Origin of the sequence: Pantoea sp. Ap-967 (genome assembly GCF_011752565.1) — a bacterium.
In the GTDB taxonomy this organism is placed as follows: Bacteria; Pseudomonadota; Gammaproteobacteria; order Pseudomonadales; family Pseudomonadaceae; genus Aquipseudomonas.
The window spans coordinates 1-274 of the sequence record NZ_VWXK01000110.1; the positions used below are offsets into that span (position 1 = coordinate 1).

Consider the following 274-nt stretch of genomic DNA (forward strand, 5'->3'; position numbering starts at 1 on the left):
TGGGTGTGTAAGCGCTGTGAGGCGTTGAGCTAACCAATACTAATTGCCCGTGAGGCTTGACCATATAACACCCAAGCAATTTGCGCATGAAAGCCAAATTGTGGTGGTGAAGACGAAAGAACCGAAAGTTCGTAGCTCTTGAGTGAGCATCACAAATTCACATATCCGAATTCGCTAAGCGTGTCCAACAGGACATTCTGGCAACAGAATTTCTTGACGACCATAGAGCATTGGAACCACCTGATCCCATCCCGAACTCAGTAGTGAAACGATG

Annotated in this window: 1 rRNA gene; it reads left to right on the plus strand. The window is 46.7% G+C overall.

Features of this window, described 5'->3' with window-relative positions:
* Positions 1-212: 212 nt before the first annotated feature.
* Positions 213-274, plus strand: a 5S ribosomal RNA gene (rrf, locus tag F3J45_RS29735); the annotation flags it as partial.